The organism is Streptomyces sp. 6-11-2 (assembly GCF_006540305.1).
Taxonomy (GTDB): Bacteria; Actinomycetota; Actinomycetes; order Streptomycetales; family Streptomycetaceae; genus Streptomyces.
This window is the reverse complement of sequence record NZ_BJOR01000001.1, coordinates 4105081-4120596: the sequence shown is the minus strand read 5'-3', so window position 1 is coordinate 4120596 and position 15516 is coordinate 4105081. Positions and strand designations below refer to the sequence as shown.

Here is a 15516-nt window from a genome sequence, read left to right as displayed (position 1 = left end):
TGTGGGCAGGGGTGATCAGCCCGACGACGTGAGCGGTGACGTCAGAGGGTGGGCTTGCTGGGGAGAGGTGTCAGGAGGTCCGTACGCCGAGGGCGGGGAGCACCACGGCGTCGATGTACGAATGCAGGAAGGCCTGGGTCGGCGGCTGGGCCTCGATGAGCGTCCGGACGACGAAGCCGCCGGCCAGCATGTGCACCACGAAGTCCAGCGCCGGGCAGTCCGCCCGGATCTCGCCCCGGTCGACGGCGCGTTGCAGCAGTGCGCGGAACTCGGCCATCTCCGGTTCGATGAGCTGCTCCCGGAAGGCCTGTCTGAGGTCCGGGTTGGTGTGCATCGCCATGGCCAGGGCCCGCATCAGGGCGGAGTTCTGCTCCATGACGCAGTCGTCCTCGCGGGTGACGAGGGCGTGCAGGTCGGTACGGAGCGTTCCGGTGTCGATCGCGTCGAGCCGTACCGGCTTGCCGTGCCGCATGGCCCCCACGACGAGCTCGGCCTTCCCGCCCCACTGACGGTAGAGGGTGGCCTTGCTGGAGCGGGTGCGGGCGGCGACGGCGTCCATGGTGAGGGAGTCGTAGCCGACCTCGCGGAGCAGGTCGAGCACCGCGGCGTACAGCTCCGCCTCACGCTCGGGCGTGAGGCGGCTGCGGCGCCCGGTCGCGACCTCGGCCATGTCTGCCGCCTTCCCGCTTGGAACGACACCGTTTCGTACACGAAGAATGTAGCGCACCCTTCGAACGAAACGAAACCGTTTCGTACGTGTCCTGAGTCACGACTGTCGGTTCCGCATAAGTTGCTGCGGTCCATACCCGGGCAAAGCATGAGAACGTGAGCTATTTGCGCCTGCCGCACCTCAGCGGTGACCTGCTGTGCTTCGTGGCCGAGGACGACCTCTGGCTGGCGCCGCTCGACGGAGCGGGCCGCGCCTGGCGCCTCACGGTGGACCGCACGAAGGTCGGCCCACCCCGCTTCTCGCCCGACGGGCGGCACATCGCGTACACGAGCTGGCGCAGTCTGGTGCCCGAGATCCACCTGGTCGCGGTGGACGGCGGGCCCGCCCGCCAGCTGACCTACTGGGGCAGCACCGACACCCGCGTGTGCGGATGGGCACCGCCCGACGAACACGACCGGACCGACATCCTCGCCGTCGCCTCCCACGGCGAGCCGTTCTCCTACTTCACCTGGGCCTACAAGGTCGGCACCGACGGCTCCCCCGGCCGCAAGCTGCCCTGGGGGCCGGTCTCCGACCTCCAGGTCGCCGACGTGGACGGCGGCCACAAGACCCTGCTGCTGACCGGGACGCCGCCGCACGAACCGGCCTCCTGGAAGCGGTACCGGGGGGGTGCGACGGGCCGGCTGTGGCTGCACGGGCAGCGGCTGCTCGCCGATGTCGGCGGGCATCTGGCCTGCCCGATGTTCGTCGGTGGCCGCATCGCCTTCCTCTCCGACCACGAGGGCGTCGGCAACCTCTACTCCTGCGCCCCCGACGGCTCCGACCTGCGCCGGCACACGGACCACGACGCCTTCTACGCCCGGCACGCCTCCAGCGACGGCACGCGGGTGGTGTACCAGTGCGCGGGCGACCTGTGGATCGTGGACGACCTGTCCGCGGACTCGGTCCCGCGCCGGCTGGAGGTGCGGCCGAGCGGGCCGCAGGCGGGCCGCCGCCGTTACCAGGTGCCGGCCGCCCAGCACGTCGACGGCATCTCCGTCGACGAGACGGGCCGGGCCAGCGCGGTCGTCGTACGCGGCTCCCTGCACTGGCTGACCCACCGCGACGGCCCCGCCCGCACCCTCATCGACACGCCCGGCGTGCGCATCCGGCTGCCGGAGATGCTCGGCGAGACCGGCCAGGTCGCCTACGTCACCGACGCGGACGGCGAGGACGCCGTCGAGATCACCCACCTCCCCCGGGCCAGCGGCACCCGCCCGCTGCGCCGGCTCGCCTCCGGCCGCCTCGGCCGCGTCCTGGAGACGGCCTCCGACCCCGCCGGCGAACGCCTGGCCCTCGCCACCCACGACGGCCGACTGCTGCTGCTCGACATAAGCGACGCAGGCGACGCCAGCAACGTGAACGAGGGGGAGGCGTCGGAGGGGACGGAGGCGGTCGCGGGCGCCGCGCCGAACGGGGAGACCTCCGCCGGCCCGGATACCGCCGGAGGTCCCGAGGACGCCGGCGCGCCCGCCGCGACCGGCGCGCCGGAGGGTCCCGCCGCCATCGCCGCGGACACCGACGCGGCGGACGGACCGGCCGACTGCCTCACCGAACTGGTGCGGTCCGTGAACGGGCCCGTGCGGGACCTGGCGTTCTCGCCCGACGGGGCATGGCTGACCTGGTCGCATCCCGGGGTCGGGCGTTCGCTGCGGCAGATCAGGATGGCGCGGATCCAGGACCGGTTGATCGTCGACGTCACCAACGGCCGCTTCGAGGACGAGAACCCGGTGTTCACCCGGGACGGCCGGTATCTGGCCTTCCTGTCCTGGCGCGGCTTCGACCCGGTGTACGACGTGCACACCGGCGACCTGTCCTTCCCGCTCGGCTGCAAGCCGTACCTCGTTCCGCTGTCCTCCGCGACCCCGTCCCCCTTCGCGCTGAACCCCGAGGGACGGCCGGCGGCCGGCGGTCTGGACCCCGTCGAGGACGAGGAGACCGGCGAGTCCGGCGCGGTGACCGTGGAGGTCGAGGGCCTGGCGAACCGGGTCACCCCGTTCCCGGTCATCGCCTCCAAGTACTCGGCGCTGCACCCGGTCGCCGGCGGCGGCCTGGTCTGGCTGCGCTGGCCGATCTCCGGCGCCCTGGGCGAGACGTTCGTCAACCCGGACGACACCACCGGCCGGCCGACGCTGGAGCACTTCAACATCAGCAAGGCCAAGAAGTACGAACTCGTCGGCCACCTGGACTGGTTCGCGGTGAGCGGCGACGGCACCCGGCTGGTCGTCGTCGACGAGGGCGACCTGCGCGCGGTGCCGTCCACGGAGATCGGCGACAGCGACACGACGACCTGGATCGATCTGCGCCGGATCCTGCACGTGGTCGACCCGGCCGCCGAGTGGCGCCAGTCGTACGAGGAGGCGGGCCGGCTGATCCGCGCCTACTTCTGGGAGCCGGACATGTGCGGCATCGACTGGGACGCGGTGCTCGCGCAGTACCGCCCGCTGGTCGAACGCGTCGCGTCCCCGGACGAGTTCGCCGACCTGCTGCGCGAGGTCCTCGGCGAACTGGGCACCTCCCACGCCTACGTCTCCCCCGCCCGCCGCAACGAGGGCCCCGCGCACTACCAGCGCCTTCAGGGACTGCTCGGCGCCAACCTGGCGTGCCCTGACGGCCGTTGGGTCATCCGGCGGATCCTGCCCGGCGACTCCTCCGACTCCAAGGCCCGCTCCCCGCTGGCCGGCGCGGGCATCCGCGAGGGCGCGGTGCTCACCCACGTCGACGGGCGCCCGGTGGATCCGGTGACGGGCCCCTACCCGCTGCTCGCGGGGACGGGCGGTACGACGGTGGAGCTGACGTTCTCCCCCGCGGAGGGGCAAGGACCGCCGCGCCGGGTCGCCGTCGTGCCGCTGGTCGACGAGCGCCCGCTGCGCTACCAGGACTGGGTCGCCAAACGCCGGGCCGTGGTACGGGAGTTGAGCGGCGGCCGCTGCGGCTACCTGCACATCCCCGACATGGGTGGCTCCGGCTGGGCGCAGTTCAACCGGGACCTGCGCATGGAGGTGTCCCGGCCCGCGCTGATCGTCGACGTCCGCGGCAACGCGGGCGGTCACATCAGCGAGTTGGTCATCGAGAAGCTGACCCGCACCATCCTCGGCTGGGACCTGACCCGCAACGCCCAGCCGGTGTCGTACACCTCCGACGCGCCCCGCGGGCCCGTCGTGGCCCTCGCCGACGAGGCGACCTCGTCCGACGGCGACATGATCACGGCCGCCTTCAAACTGCTCAAGCTGGGGCCCGTGGTCGGCCAGCGCACCTGGGGCGGGGTGGTCGGCATGACCGGCCGGCACCGCCTCGGCGACGGCACGGTGATCACGGTGCCGATGAACGCGGCCTGGTTCGACGCCTACGGCTGGTCCGTCGAGAACCACGGCGTCACCCCCGACGTGGAGAGCCTGCGCACTCCCCTGGACTGGGCCGAGGGCCGCCATGTCGAGATGGACGACGCGATCGAACTGGCCCTGGAACTCCTGGCCGCCAACCCGGCGGCGATTCCGCCGGACTACCGCGACGTACCCGACCGTTCGCGACCGAAGCTGCCTCCGCGCCGCTGAGCGCCGGGACTTGAGCGACCGGACCCTCGGTGTCCGTCCCACGCGGCCGGACTTGCACACTGCCGAGCGGCCGGACTTCCGCACCGCCGAGCGGCCCGTTCCCGCTGCCACGGCACGGACATGGGGTGCCCCGGCATCCGAGACACCCCACACCGTCACGGCCGAGGCCGAGCACAGCAACAACGCTGACTACGGGCCGTGGTTAGCGGTCGTAGTCCTGGTTGAGGCGGTCTTCCATCTCGTCCGGCGTGTCGTGGGTGTCGTGACGCCCACGCTCGCGCGGCTGGGACGGGCGCTGCCCGGCCTTCTCGCGGCCCTCGCCGGGGCGCTCGCCGGGACGCTCGCCGGGACGCTCGCCGGGACGCTGCCGACCCTGCTGCTGCTGCCGCTGCTGCTCGGACGGGTCCTGGTACTTGTCCTTCATACCCATGCTGTTCACTCCCGTGTGGGTGAGTGGGATCCCCAAGTGGGCTAGGGGATCGGCCTCGACCAGATTCACACGGGCGGTGACCCTGCGCATGTCGATCAGTGACGTTGTGTAGCCGGTGCGGATCGGTGCCGTTCGTCGGCCGCGCCACCCGCTCCGACCAGCCCGGTCCGCACCCCCGACAGCCGGTCCGCGAAGCGCCGTACCTCCCGCTGCCCCACGGTGCCCACGACACCCGGCAGCCACCCGCGCACGCCCTGCATACCGCGCAGCCACCACTGCCCGTACACGTGGGCGGCGCGCCGCTCGATCCCGGCCACGATCCGGTCCACCGCCGGCCCCAGCGGATAGGTCCGGCTGGCCGGCCACGGCAGCCGCTGCCTCAACTCCCGCATGACGTCGTCCTGATCGGCCCCGCGCACCATGTCGGTGTCGGTCCACGACAGGTAGGCGACGCCCACCCGCACGCCCCGGTGGCCGACTTCGGCCCGCAGACTGTGCGCGTACGCCTCCACACCGGACTTGGAGGCGCAGTACGCCGTCATCATCGGCGCCGGGGTGATGGCGGCGAGCGAGGCGATCTGGAGCAGGTAGCCGCGGCTCGCGGTGAGCGCCGGCAGGAACGCCCGTCCGGTGACCGCCGATCCGATGAGGTTGACCTCGATCACCCGCCGCCAGGAGTCGGCGTCGGAGTCGGCGAACGGACCGCCGCTCGCCACACCCGCGTTGGCGACCACGATGTCGACCCTGCCGAACCGCTCCTCGACCTCCGCCGCGACCCGGGCCATCGCCTCGTGGTCGGTGACGTCGGCATGCCAGTGGGCGCTCTCGCCGTGCAGCCGCTTGCCGACTTGTTCGAGCAGGTCCGGCTCCAGGCCGACCAGCGCGATCTTCGCGCCCCGCGCGGACAGTTTGCGGGCGAGCAGTTCGCCGACGCCCCGCGCGGCCCCCGTGACGACCGCGACCTGCCCCTCCAGGCTCACCCTGCTCATGCGCCCTCCCTGATCCCTGCGTCGTCGTGCTGCTCGTGTGCGCTTCCACGGCCGGTGACTTGGCCGGGGACGTGACCGGTGGCCTGACCGGGGACGTGACCGGTGGCCCGGCCGGTGACTTGGCCGGGGACGTGACCGGTGGCCTGACCGGGGACGTGACCGGTGGCCCGGCCGGTGACTTGGCCGGGGACATGACCGGGTACATGGCCGGGTACATGGCCGGTCAGCCGCCCGGGTACGTGACCGGTGACGAGTTCCCGGATCTTCCCGGTGACCAGCCCGGGGGCCTCCACCGGCGTCATGTGACCGAGCCCCGGAAGCTCGGTCAGGCCCAGGCAGTTGGGCAGCGCCGCGGCCAGCGCCCGCGCGTGCCCCGGCGGCGTCAGCCGGTCGGCCGTGCCCGCGACGACCGCCGCCGGAACCGTCAACTGCCGCACCTGGTCGTCGAGATCGAGCCGGTCCAGCACCTGCGACCAGGCGTGGCGCACCCGGCGCGGACAGGCGTGCACGATCCGTGCGCACGTCTCGACCATGTGCGGCGCCGAACCGGGGCCCATCGTGGCGTACTTGAGGATCCGCCGGGCGAGCGGAGTGACCGGCCCGAGCGGCGCCCGGGAGCCCAGGACGCGCCGGGTCAGCCAGGTGCGCGGCCGGCCGGCCCGGATCGGTACGACGGTCGACCGGGCGACCAGCCGTGAACTGCCCGTGCTGCACAGCAGAACGGCCGCCGCGTGCTCCTGGAAGCCGGGCCGGCCGGCCGCGGCCATCACCGTCATCCCGCCCATCGAGTGGCCCGCGATCACCGCCTTCTCGCCGGGCGCGAGCGTCGCCGCGAGCACGGCTTCGAGGTCGTCGGCGAGCACGTCGGTGCCGTATCTCCGGCCCGCCGGGCTGCGTCCGTGGCCGCGCTGGTCGTAGGCGACGACGCGGTGGTCGGCGGCCAGATCCCGGATCTGCGCGGCCCAGAAGGCGGTGGAGCAGGTCCAGCCGTGGGCGAGGACGACGGCCGGGGCAGCGGGGTCGTCCACCGGCCCGTGCACCTCGACGTGCAGCCGGGCCCCGTCGGCGGAGACGGCGGTGAGTTCACGGGCCGGGACGGGAGGGGCGTACGGATCCGGGGCAGCGTGGTCTTCCGGACGGCCCCCGGCCGACCGGCGGGCGGGACGGATCACGCGTCCACCTCCACGGGCCGCCGCGCGGCGGCCCGGCCGGCCGCGCCCTGGGACCCGGGTGCCCGGAGGACCTGGTACTCCGCGAGATCCACCCGCCGTGTGGCCTGCCGGAACTCGGTGGTCGTGCCGGGCCAGACGGTGGTGTTGCGGCCGCCCGCGTCCAGGTACCAGCTGGTGCAGCCGCCGGTGTTCCACACCGTGCGCTTCATGCGCTCCTGCACCGTGCGGTTCCAGGCGTTCACGGCGCTGGGCCGGGCGTCGAGGGCGGCCCGGCCACCGAGGACGCTCAGTTGGCGCAGGTAGTCGGCCAGGTAGTTCAGCTGGGACTCGATCATCAGGATCATCGAGGAGTTCCCGAGGCCGGTGTTGGGGCCGATGATCGTCATCCAGTTCGGGAAGCCGGCCGCGGACGCCCCACGCAGCGCGGACATGCCGTCCTTCCAGCTCTCGGCGAGCGTACGGCCGTCCACACCGACGACCCGCTCGGCGATCGGCATGTCGGTGACGTGGAAGCCGGTCCCGAAGACGATCGCGTCCACCTCGGCCTCGGTGCCGTCGGCGGCGACGACGGTCGATTCGCGGACCTCGCTCAGTCCACTGGCGACGACGTCCACGTTGTCCTGCGCGAGTGCCGGATAGTACGTGCTGGACAGCAGGATCCGCTTGCAGCCGATGCGGTAGTCGGGGGTGAGCTTGGCCCGCAGCTCCGGGTCCTTGATGGCGCGGGACATGTTGAGCTCGGCCAGCCGCTCCACGAAACCGAGTTGGCCCGGATGCCTGGTGAACGCCTGGACCTGCAACTCCCGGATGCCCCAGAGCAGTCCGCGGCGAAGTCGCGCGGTCGGCGGCAGCGCGCGGTGCATCCGCCGTTCGACGCCGCTGATCTCGCGGTCGACGCGGGGCATCACCCACGGCGGGGTGCGCTGGAAGAGGGTGAGCCGGGCGACCTCGGGCTGGATGGACGGCACGATCTGGATCGCGGAGGCTCCGGTGCCGACCACGGCGACCCGCTTGCCCGCGAGGTCGTGGTCGTGGTCCCAGCGGGCGGAGTGGAAGACCTTGCCGGGGAAGGAGTCGAGCCCCGGTATGTCCGGGACCTTCGGTTCGGACAGCGGCCCGGTCGCGCCGACCACGACGTCGGCCGACAGGTTCCCGCTCGTGGTCTCGATGTCCCAGCGCAGCTTCTCGGCGTCCCAGGTCGTTCTCGTGACCTCGGAGTGGAAGCGCAGGTGCGGGCGGAGGCCGAAGACGTCCGTGACGTGTTCCAGGTAGGCGCGGATGTGCTCCTGCCCGGAGAAGGTGCGCGGCCAGTCGGGGTTGGGCGCGAACGAGAACGAGTACAGGTGCGAGGGCACGTCGCAGGCGCATCCCGGATAGCTGTTGTCGCGCCAGGTGCCGCCGACGCTGCCGGCCCGCTCCAGCACGACGAAGTCGGTGATCCCTTCCCGGCGCAGCCGCACGGCGGCGCCCAGTCCGCCGAAGCCGGATCCGATCACCGCCACCCGCACATGCCGGTCCTCGTGCCCATGCTCGTGCTCGTGCTCGTGCTCGTGCTCGGCCATCGAGCGCCCCTCCCCTGACTCGCGTACAGCGACCCGCGTGCAGCCTTCAGCGACTCTGCCAGTGAACACTGGCGCAATGGGGAGAGTAGAGGAGGTCCGTACCGATCGGTAGGGGGCGGCAGAGGAAAAGTTACCGCCGGTACAACATAGGCTGCTCCCGTGGCAGGAGAAGGTGGAGCACGCGGCGGCCGACGCCAGTACCGCATGGAGGAACTGGCCCGGCTGGCCGGCATCACCGTGCGCACCCTGCGCTTCTACCGCGAGCGCAAACTGATCCCGCCACCGCGCCGCGAGGGCCGTATCGCCTGGTACGACGACCATCACCTGGCCCGCCTGCGCACGATCTCGGCGCTGCTGGAACGCGGTCACACGCTGAGCGGCATCGCCGAACTGGCGGAGGCCTTCGAACACGGCCGCGACGTCGGCGATCTGCTGGGCCTCGGCGCCCCCACCGAGGAGACCCCGGTCCGCCTGACCCCCGAGGAACTCGCCGACCACTTCGCCGGCGAGGTCACCGCCGAGAACCTGGCCGCCGCCATGGAACTCGGCTACCTGGGCACCGACGGCGACGAGATCGTCCACATCAGCCGCCGTCTGCTGGACGTCTCCGCCGCCCTGGTCCGCGAGGGCATCCCGCTCGCCGAAGTCCTCGAAGCCGGCCGCCGCGTCCGCGAACACGCCGACGCCCTCGCCGAACTCTTCACCGCCCTGATCCTGCGTCACGGCCCCGAGGACGACCTGAAGCGACTGCGGCCCCTGGCCAAGAGCGTGGTGGAGGCGGAAGTGTCGATGGCCCTGGACCGACGGCTGCGCAAACAGCCGTAGCGGACTAGAGGTCGTACACGACCGTCACCGGGGCGTGGTCCGACCAGCGCTCGGCGTGCGTGGCCGCCCGCTCCACATACCCCTTGACGGCCTTCGCCGCGAGCCCGGGCGTGGCCACGTGGAGGTCGATCCGCCATCCCGTGTCGTTGTCGAAGGCCCGCCCCCGGTAGGACCACCAGCTGTACGGCCCTTCGCCGTCCGGGTGCAGTTCGCGCACGACGTCGGCGTACCCGCCGGCCTCGGGGGCGAAGACCGTGCTCAGCCACTCCCGCTCCTCGGGGAGGAAGCCGGAGTTCTTGGTGTTGCCGCGCCAGTTCTTGAGGTCGGCCTGCTGGTGGGCGATGTTCCAGTCGCCGCAGACGAGCACCTCGCGGCCGTCGGCGGCGGCCCGTTCGCGCAACTCCTTGAGATGGGCGAGGAATTCGTCCATGAACCGGACCTTCTCGTCCTGCCGCTCGGTGCCGACCTCGCCGGAGGGCAGGTAGAGACTGGCGACCGTGACGCCGGGCAGGTCGGCCTCGACGTAGCGCCCGCTGCCGTCGAACTCGGCCGATCCGAACCCGACCCGGACCTGGTCGGGTTCACGGCGGGTGTAGAGGGAGACGCCGGCACGGCCCTTGGCGGCGGCCGGCGCGTGCACGACGTGCCAGCCGTCCGGCGTGCGGACGTGCTCCGGCAACTGGTGCGGCTCGGCACGCACCTCCTGGAGGCACAGCACGTCGGCCCCGGTCCCCGCGAGCCACTCCACGAAGCCCTTCTTGGCGGCGGCACGCAGTCCGTTCACATTGACGGAGGTCACAGTCAGCAAAACGCTCTCCTTGCCTTCACTGACGACCCCGTCCGGACGCGTTGACGGAGGTCACAGTCAGCACCCGGGCACCCTACCGGCACACTGGACGAGGTCTTCCCGGAGGCCGCCCGCCCCGACATCCGCATCGACAGACGGTTCCCACATGAACATCCGCCCCGTGCCCTTCGACCACCCCGACGCCGTCAAGCTGAGCGACGAGGTACAGGCCGAGTACCACGTCCGCTACGGCGACGGCGGCGACGCCACGCCCCTCGACGCGGCCGACTTCCGGCCGCCGAACGGCGTGTACCTGATCGCCTACGACGAGGACGGCACCCCCGTCGCCACGGGCGGCTGGCGCAGCCGGGACAAGAACGCCGAGGGCAACGAGGACGGCGACGCCGAACTCAAGCGGATGTACGTGATCAAGTCGATGCGCGGCCGCGGTCTGGCCCGCCGCATGCTCGCCGTCCTGGAGGACGACGCCCGTGCCGCCGGGCGCGTGCGCATGGTCCTGGAGACCGGCGACCAGCAGCCGGAGGCCGTCGCCCTGTACGCCTCCAGCGGCTACGAGCCGTGCACGAAGTTCGGCTACTACCGCGAGTACGAGTCGAGCATCTGCCTGGCGAAGCAGCTCCGGTCCTGACGCGAGGCCCCTCCCGCCACAGCTGTGCGGGAGGGGCTCTCGCGCCTCCCGCAGGCGGGACCGGCCGTGAACCTGATCCACTGACCGGCCATCACGTCCCCGGTCGCTCATACCGCTGTTCCTGTGAGCCCCGGGAGACACGTCAAAGCCCCGGTCGGTTTCCCGACCGGGGCTTTGAGCTGCGTGGACCTGAGGGGATTTGAACCCCTGGCCCCCTCGATGCGAACGAGGTGCGCTACCGGACTGCGCCACAGGCCCTTGCAACGAGTGAAACTCTAGCATCCTCGCCCGGGTGGTTGGTAATCCGTTCCCTGGCTGGTCAGAGGCCGGGGATCACTCGTTGGCCGCGCGGGGGCGGTCGCCGTCCTCGTACTGGTCGAAGAGCGGGGTGCGGCCGCGCTCGCGGGAGCGGCGGGCCGAGGCGGCGCGGCGGGCGTCGGTGCGGCCGTCGTCGGCGGACTTGTCCTCGGCGTGCGGCGGGGGCTCGGGCGCGGCCTCCTGCTCCGGCACCGCGGCGGACGACCGCGCCGAACTCCAGGCGTCCGGCGCGCCGAGGTCCACGTCGGAGGTGGCCCGCGGGGCGACCGGGGCGGTGACGTAGGTGGGCAGCGGCACCGGCACCGGGTCCCAGCTGTCGCCCTGGCCGGGGCGGCGCTGGCGCTCGCGCTGCTGGTCGAGCCACTCGGCGTGGTCGGTCTGCTCGACCAGGGCGCGCCGGTCGGCGGCGAGGGAGGAGAGGCCCGGGTCCGTCTCCGGTTCCGGCCCCGCTTCCGGTTCGTCCGCGGCGGGGTCGAGGGGCGTGCGCCGACGCGGCTGGCGGCGGCTCTCACGCAGCCGCTGCGCGGCGACCTCGGCGCGGCGGCGGTCCATCTGGTAGGCGAAGCGGCGCCGCTCCTGGGAGCGCAGGTACGCGATGTACGCGCTGAGCATCACGGCGGGCACTCCGGGCGCCCACAGGAAGGTGAGCCCGCCGACCGCGGCGACGATCGCGCCGAGGGTGAAGGCGAGGAAGAGGAGGACGGTGGTGCGTCTGCGGCGCGCGAGGACCTTCGAGCGCCGGGCACGCGCCGCGGACACCTCCGCGCGGGGCGTGCGCCGGGCCGCGGGGACCCGCGGACGCGCGGACGCGTCGGCGGCCGGGGCCGCCGCCGGGGACGCGGCCCGGGCGGCCGGTTTGCCGGTCCGGTCGCGCTCGTCGTGGCCGCGGACCGGCTCCCGTTCCTCCCGCGCCGGCGGCTGCTGCCGCTCCGGCGACCGGTCCGGGGGCATGGCGAAGGCCCGGACGTCCACCGAGTCGGTGACGCCGTCCGGCTTCCCGTCGGCGGGCTCCCCCTCCTCGGCGGAGCGCGCCCTGAGGTCCTTGGCGTACCGGCGCTCCATCCCCGCCCGTCCGGACAGGAACCGGATGGCGGTGCTGAAGCGTTCCGTCGGACGGGCCTCGTTCAGCTCGTCCTGCCTACGGAGCCACATCGGCACCAAGTAGGCGGCCCAGGCCCCGACGATGACTGCGTAGATGAGGCCGCTGCTGCTCACGCCTCACACGGTAGAGGGGTTTGCATGAGGCCATCTGCCAATTGCGCCGGTGTGTCGCACGATCTGGCTGATATTTCGAACTTTTTTTGCGATCGATGTGATCAGCAGGACGTCAAGGACGCGAATTCAATGCCACCCGGACGATCGCGAGCAGGTCCGGTTCGGATCGCGGGCCGATCAATTTCGAACATTCATTCAATTTCCGGGTGAGGCGGGATTCTCCTTCGGCACCCGCGGGGCCCGAGTGCGGCGCCAGCGGTTCAGCAGCCCCTCGGGCACCTCTTCCGCGGTGAGCGCGAACACCAAGTGGTCGCGCCACGCGCCGTCGATGTGGAGATAACGGGGCCGCAGACCCTCCTCGCGGAATCCGAGTTTCTCCACCACCCGCCGGCTCGGCCCGTTCTCGGGCCGAATGCAGACCTCGATGCGGTGCAGTCCGACGGTGCGGAAACAGTGGTCCACGACCATCGCCACGGCTGTCGGCATCACCCCGCGGCCGGCCACCGACTCGTCGACCCAGTAGCCGACGTGGCCCGAGCACATCGAGCCCCAGGTGATCCCGGCGACGGTCAACTGCCCGACCAGCCGCCCCTGGTACTCGATGACGAACGGCAGCATCCGGCCCGCGTGCGCCTCGGACCTGAGGTGGCGCACCATCTGCCGGTAGGTCGGCCGGTGCGTGATGGGCCCACCGGGTGTGGGCGGCGGAATCGTCGCCTCCCAGGGCCTGAGCCAGTCCCGGTTGCGCCGGTTCACCTCGCGCCAGGCCCGCTGGTCGCGCAGCTTTATCGGCCGGAGGACGACATCGCCCTCCGCGAGCACGACGGGCCAGGATGGGCTGTTCAGCTCGCACCCCCACTACCGGCACCGGGTCTGACGTGGTCGCCGCCGCGCAGCTGGTCGACGGCGTGCGTCAACAGGAGTTCCAGGACGGCCAGTCCGTCCTTCACCCCGCCCGTGGAGCCCGGAAGATTGACGATCAGCGTCCTTCCCGCCACTCCGGCCAGCCCCCGGGACAGCGCCGCGGTCGGCACCTTCCGCATGCCGAACGCCCGGATGGCCTCCGCGATTCCCGGCACCTCGGTCTCGATCACCCGGCGGGTCGCCTCGGGCGTGCGGTCGGTGGGCGAGACGCCCGTGCCGCCGGTGGTGACGACGGCGTCGTAACCGGCCTCGACGGCGGCGCGCAGCGCGGCCTCCACCGGGTCTCCGTCCGGTACGACCTGCGGCCCGTCGACGGCGAAGCCGAGGCGCCGGAGGCCGTCGGCGACCAGCGGACCGCCCGTGTCCTCGTAGACCCCGGCGGCGGCCCGGTTGGATGCCGTGACCACCAGAGCGCTGTACGGCGCGAGCAGTGCGCCTCCGGCCGATGCGTCCGATGTCATGCCCGGCTCCAGTCGCCCGACTTGCCGCCCGTCTTCTCCTCCACGCGCACGTCCGTGATGACCGCTCCCTTGTCGACCGCCTTGACCATGTCGATCACGGTGAGCGCGGCGACGGACACCGCGGTGAGCGCCTCCATCTCGACGCCGGTGCGGTCCGTGGTCCGCACCGTGGCCTCGATCTCCACGGCGTCGTCCGCGACCGACAGCTCCAGTCTCACACCCGACACCGACAGCGGGTGGCACAGCGGGATGAGGTCCGGGGTGCGCTTGGCGCCCATGATCCCGGCGATCCGCGCGGTGGCGAGGGCGTCGCCCTTGGGCACCCCCTCGCCACGCAGCAGCTCGACCACGCGGGGTGAGACGAGGACGCGACCGCTGGCGCGAGCGGTGCGCGCGGTCACGTCCTTGCCGGAGACGTCGACCATGCGGGCGGCGCCCGCGTCGTCGATGTGCGTCAGCCGGTCCGGCGCTGGAGGTCCGGGGGTCTCCCCCCGGGAAGGCACAGTCATGATCGTGTGGAGCTCCCGGTCCGGGCCCGTCGCCGTGCGGCGCACAGGCCTGTTGTGCGCGACACGGTACCGCCACCCCGGACCGCTCAGCCGAGCAGGACCACCTCGACCTCGGCGCCGGGCTCGACGGACTCGGCGTCCTCGGGGACGACGATGAGCGCGTCGGCCAGCGCGAGGGCGGCGACCAGATGGGATCCGGCGCCCCCCACGGGCCTGACCTCGCCGTCGGCGTACACCCCGCGCAGGAACTGCCTGCGTCCCTTCGGCGAGCTCAGCGCCCGGTCCGCGGCCAGCCTCGCGCGCACGGTCGGCCGGTGGACGTCCTGAAGGCCCATCAGGGTACGGATGGCGGGGCGGACGAACAGCTCGAAGGAGACGTACGACGACACCGGGTTGCCGGGCAGGGCCAGCAGCGGGACGTGGTCGGCGCCGACGGTCCCGAAGCCCTGCGGCTTTCCGGGCTGCATGGCGAGCTTGCGGAACTCCACGCCGCCGCCCGGCTCGTCCTCGTCGCCGACGTCGGCCAGCGCCTCCTTGACCACGTCGTACGCCCCCACGCTCACCCCGCCGGTGGTGACCAGCAGGTCGGCGCGGACGAGCTGGTCCTCGATGGTGGACCGCAGGATCTCGGCGTCGTCGGCGACGGCACCCACCCGGTAGGCGATGGCGCCCGCGTCCCGGGCGGCCGCGGTCAGGGCGAAGCTGTTGGAGTCGTAGATCTGGCCGTCGCCGAGCTGCTCGTCGGGCTGGACGAGTTCGCTGCCGGTGGACATCACCACCACGCGCGGCCGGGGGCGCACCAGGACCGTGCCGCGGCCGATCGCGGCGAGCAGCGCGATCTGCGGCGGCCCGAGGACCGTGCCGGCCCGCAGGGCGCGCTCGCCCGCCTCCACGTCGCTGCCCTTCGCGCGCACGTGCGCGCGTGCCTCGGCCGGCCGGTACACGCGTACGTGCCCGTCGGCGCCCTCGGGGGCGAGGCTGCGGGCGCGCATCGCGCTCACCGGGCCCTCGCCGAGCCCGCCGTCGGTCCACTCGACGGGGACGACCGCCTCGGCGCCGGGCGGCAGCGGGGCACCGGTCATGATCCGCGCCGCCTGTCCCGGTCCCACCCGGAGCAGGCCGGCCGCGCCCGCCGCGACGTCCCCGACGACCTCCAGGACGGCCGGGAACTCCTCGCTCGCGCCCGAGACGTCCGTGACCCGCACCGCGTAGCCGTCCATGGAGCTGTTGTCGAACGGCGGCAGCGAGAGCGGCACCGTGACGTCGTCGACCAGGACACAGCCCTGGGCGTCGAGCAGTTGCAGCTCGATGGGTTCCAGGGGGCGGACGGTGGTGAGGATGTCCTCCAGGTGCTCGTCCACCGACCACAGGTGGTCCGGGCCGGCGGTGCGGGGCTCGGCGCTGCTCAACGT

At 72.6% G+C, this 15516-nt stretch carries 14 protein-coding genes and 1 tRNA gene; 3 read left to right on the top strand and 12 right to left on the bottom strand.

Annotation, left to right across the window (positions count from 1 at the left end; translation table 11 throughout):
- Positions 1 to 70 precede the first annotated feature (70 nt).
- Positions 71 to 670 carry a TetR/AcrR family transcriptional regulator gene (locus tag TNCT6_RS18090; protein WP_141360346.1) on the bottom strand — a complete coding sequence of 200 codons (600 nt, stop codon included), beginning with the start codon at positions 668 to 670 and terminating at the stop codon, positions 71 to 73.
- Between the two features lie 155 nt (positions 671 to 825).
- Between TNCT6_RS18090 and TNCT6_RS18085 the strand changes: the two genes are divergently transcribed.
- Positions 826 to 4263, top strand: a complete 3438-nt coding sequence (locus TNCT6_RS18085; RefSeq protein ID WP_141360345.1) for a S41 family peptidase — start codon at positions 826 to 828, stop codon at positions 4261 to 4263.
- Positions 4264 to 4465: 202 nt separating this feature from the next.
- Here the strand turns inward: TNCT6_RS18085 and TNCT6_RS18080 are convergent, their stop codons facing one another.
- The 4 genes from TNCT6_RS18080 to TNCT6_RS18065 all read right to left on the bottom strand — a co-directional run bounded on the left by TNCT6_RS18080 (position 4466) and on the right by TNCT6_RS18065 (position 8416).
- Positions 4466 to 4693, bottom strand: coding sequence for a hypothetical protein (locus tag TNCT6_RS18080; RefSeq protein ID WP_141360344.1), 228 nt, complete (start codon positions 4691 to 4693; stop codon positions 4466 to 4468).
- A 95-nt stretch (positions 4694 to 4788) separates the two neighbouring features.
- Positions 4789 to 5682 (bottom strand): SDR family oxidoreductase, encoded by an 894-nt coding sequence (locus TNCT6_RS18075; protein ID WP_141360343.1) that lies wholly within the window; start codon positions 5680 to 5682, stop codon positions 4789 to 4791.
- On the bottom strand, positions 5679 to 6854 hold the full coding sequence (locus tag TNCT6_RS18070; RefSeq protein WP_373996182.1) for an alpha/beta fold hydrolase: 1176 nt from the start codon (positions 6852 to 6854) through the stop codon (positions 5679 to 5681). Before TNCT6_RS18070 ends, TNCT6_RS18075 begins: the two co-directional genes overlap by 4 nt.
- On the bottom strand, positions 6851 to 8416 hold the full coding sequence (locus TNCT6_RS18065) for an NAD(P)/FAD-dependent oxidoreductase (RefSeq protein ID WP_141360342.1): 1566 nt from the start codon (positions 8414 to 8416) through the stop codon (positions 6851 to 6853). Before TNCT6_RS18065 ends, TNCT6_RS18070 begins: the two co-directional genes overlap by 4 nt.
- A gap of 204 nt (positions 8417 to 8620) precedes the next feature.
- On the opposite strand from TNCT6_RS18065, the gene TNCT6_RS18060 reads away from it, so the two are divergent.
- Positions 8621 to 9241 carry a MerR family transcriptional regulator gene (locus TNCT6_RS18060; protein ID WP_141366551.1) on the top strand — a complete coding sequence of 207 codons (621 nt, stop codon included), beginning with the start codon at positions 8621 to 8623 and terminating at the stop codon, positions 9239 to 9241.
- Between the two features lie 4 nt (positions 9242 to 9245).
- Here TNCT6_RS18060 and TNCT6_RS18055 read toward each other — a convergent pair whose 3' ends face one another.
- Entirely contained in the window at positions 9246 to 10049 is an 804-nt protein-coding gene (locus tag TNCT6_RS18055; RefSeq protein WP_141360341.1) for an exodeoxyribonuclease III, read from the bottom strand.
- A 145-nt stretch (positions 10050 to 10194) separates the two neighbouring features.
- Between TNCT6_RS18055 and TNCT6_RS18050 the strand changes: the two genes are divergently transcribed.
- Positions 10195 to 10677 carry a GNAT family N-acetyltransferase gene (locus tag TNCT6_RS18050; RefSeq protein ID WP_141360340.1) on the top strand — a complete coding sequence of 161 codons (483 nt, stop codon included), beginning with the start codon at positions 10195 to 10197 and terminating at the stop codon, positions 10675 to 10677.
- 184 nt (positions 10678 to 10861) lie between these two features.
- Here TNCT6_RS18050 and TNCT6_RS18045 read toward each other — a convergent pair.
- From TNCT6_RS18045 to glp, 6 genes are all read right to left on the bottom strand, one after another.
- A tRNA-Ala gene (locus TNCT6_RS18045) sits at positions 10862 to 10935 on the bottom strand.
- 75 nt (positions 10936 to 11010) lie between these two features.
- A complete protein-coding gene (glpR, locus tag TNCT6_RS18040) occupies positions 11011 to 12210 on the bottom strand; it encodes a gephyrin-like molybdotransferase receptor GlpR (protein WP_141360339.1) in 1200 nt (399 codons plus the stop codon).
- Between the two features lie 195 nt (positions 12211 to 12405).
- Positions 12406 to 13032: a GNAT family N-acetyltransferase gene (locus TNCT6_RS18035; RefSeq protein WP_172632944.1), complete on the bottom strand. Its 627-nt coding sequence runs from the start codon at positions 13030 to 13032 to the stop codon at positions 12406 to 12408.
- A gap of 20 nt (positions 13033 to 13052) precedes the next feature.
- Complete coding sequence (locus TNCT6_RS18030) at positions 13053 to 13595, bottom strand: molybdenum cofactor biosynthesis protein B (RefSeq protein WP_141360337.1); 543 nt, start codon at positions 13593 to 13595, stop codon at positions 13053 to 13055.
- A complete protein-coding gene (gene moaC, locus TNCT6_RS18025) occupies positions 13592 to 14104 on the bottom strand; it encodes a cyclic pyranopterin monophosphate synthase MoaC (RefSeq protein ID WP_141360336.1) in 513 nt (170 codons plus the stop codon). Before moaC ends, TNCT6_RS18030 begins: the two co-directional genes overlap by 4 nt.
- A gap of 86 nt (positions 14105 to 14190) precedes the next feature.
- Positions 14191 to 15513, bottom strand: coding sequence for a gephyrin-like molybdotransferase Glp (gene glp / locus TNCT6_RS18020; protein WP_141360335.1), 1323 nt, complete (start codon positions 15511 to 15513; stop codon positions 14191 to 14193).
- Between the last annotated feature and the right edge of the window lie 3 nt (positions 15514 to 15516).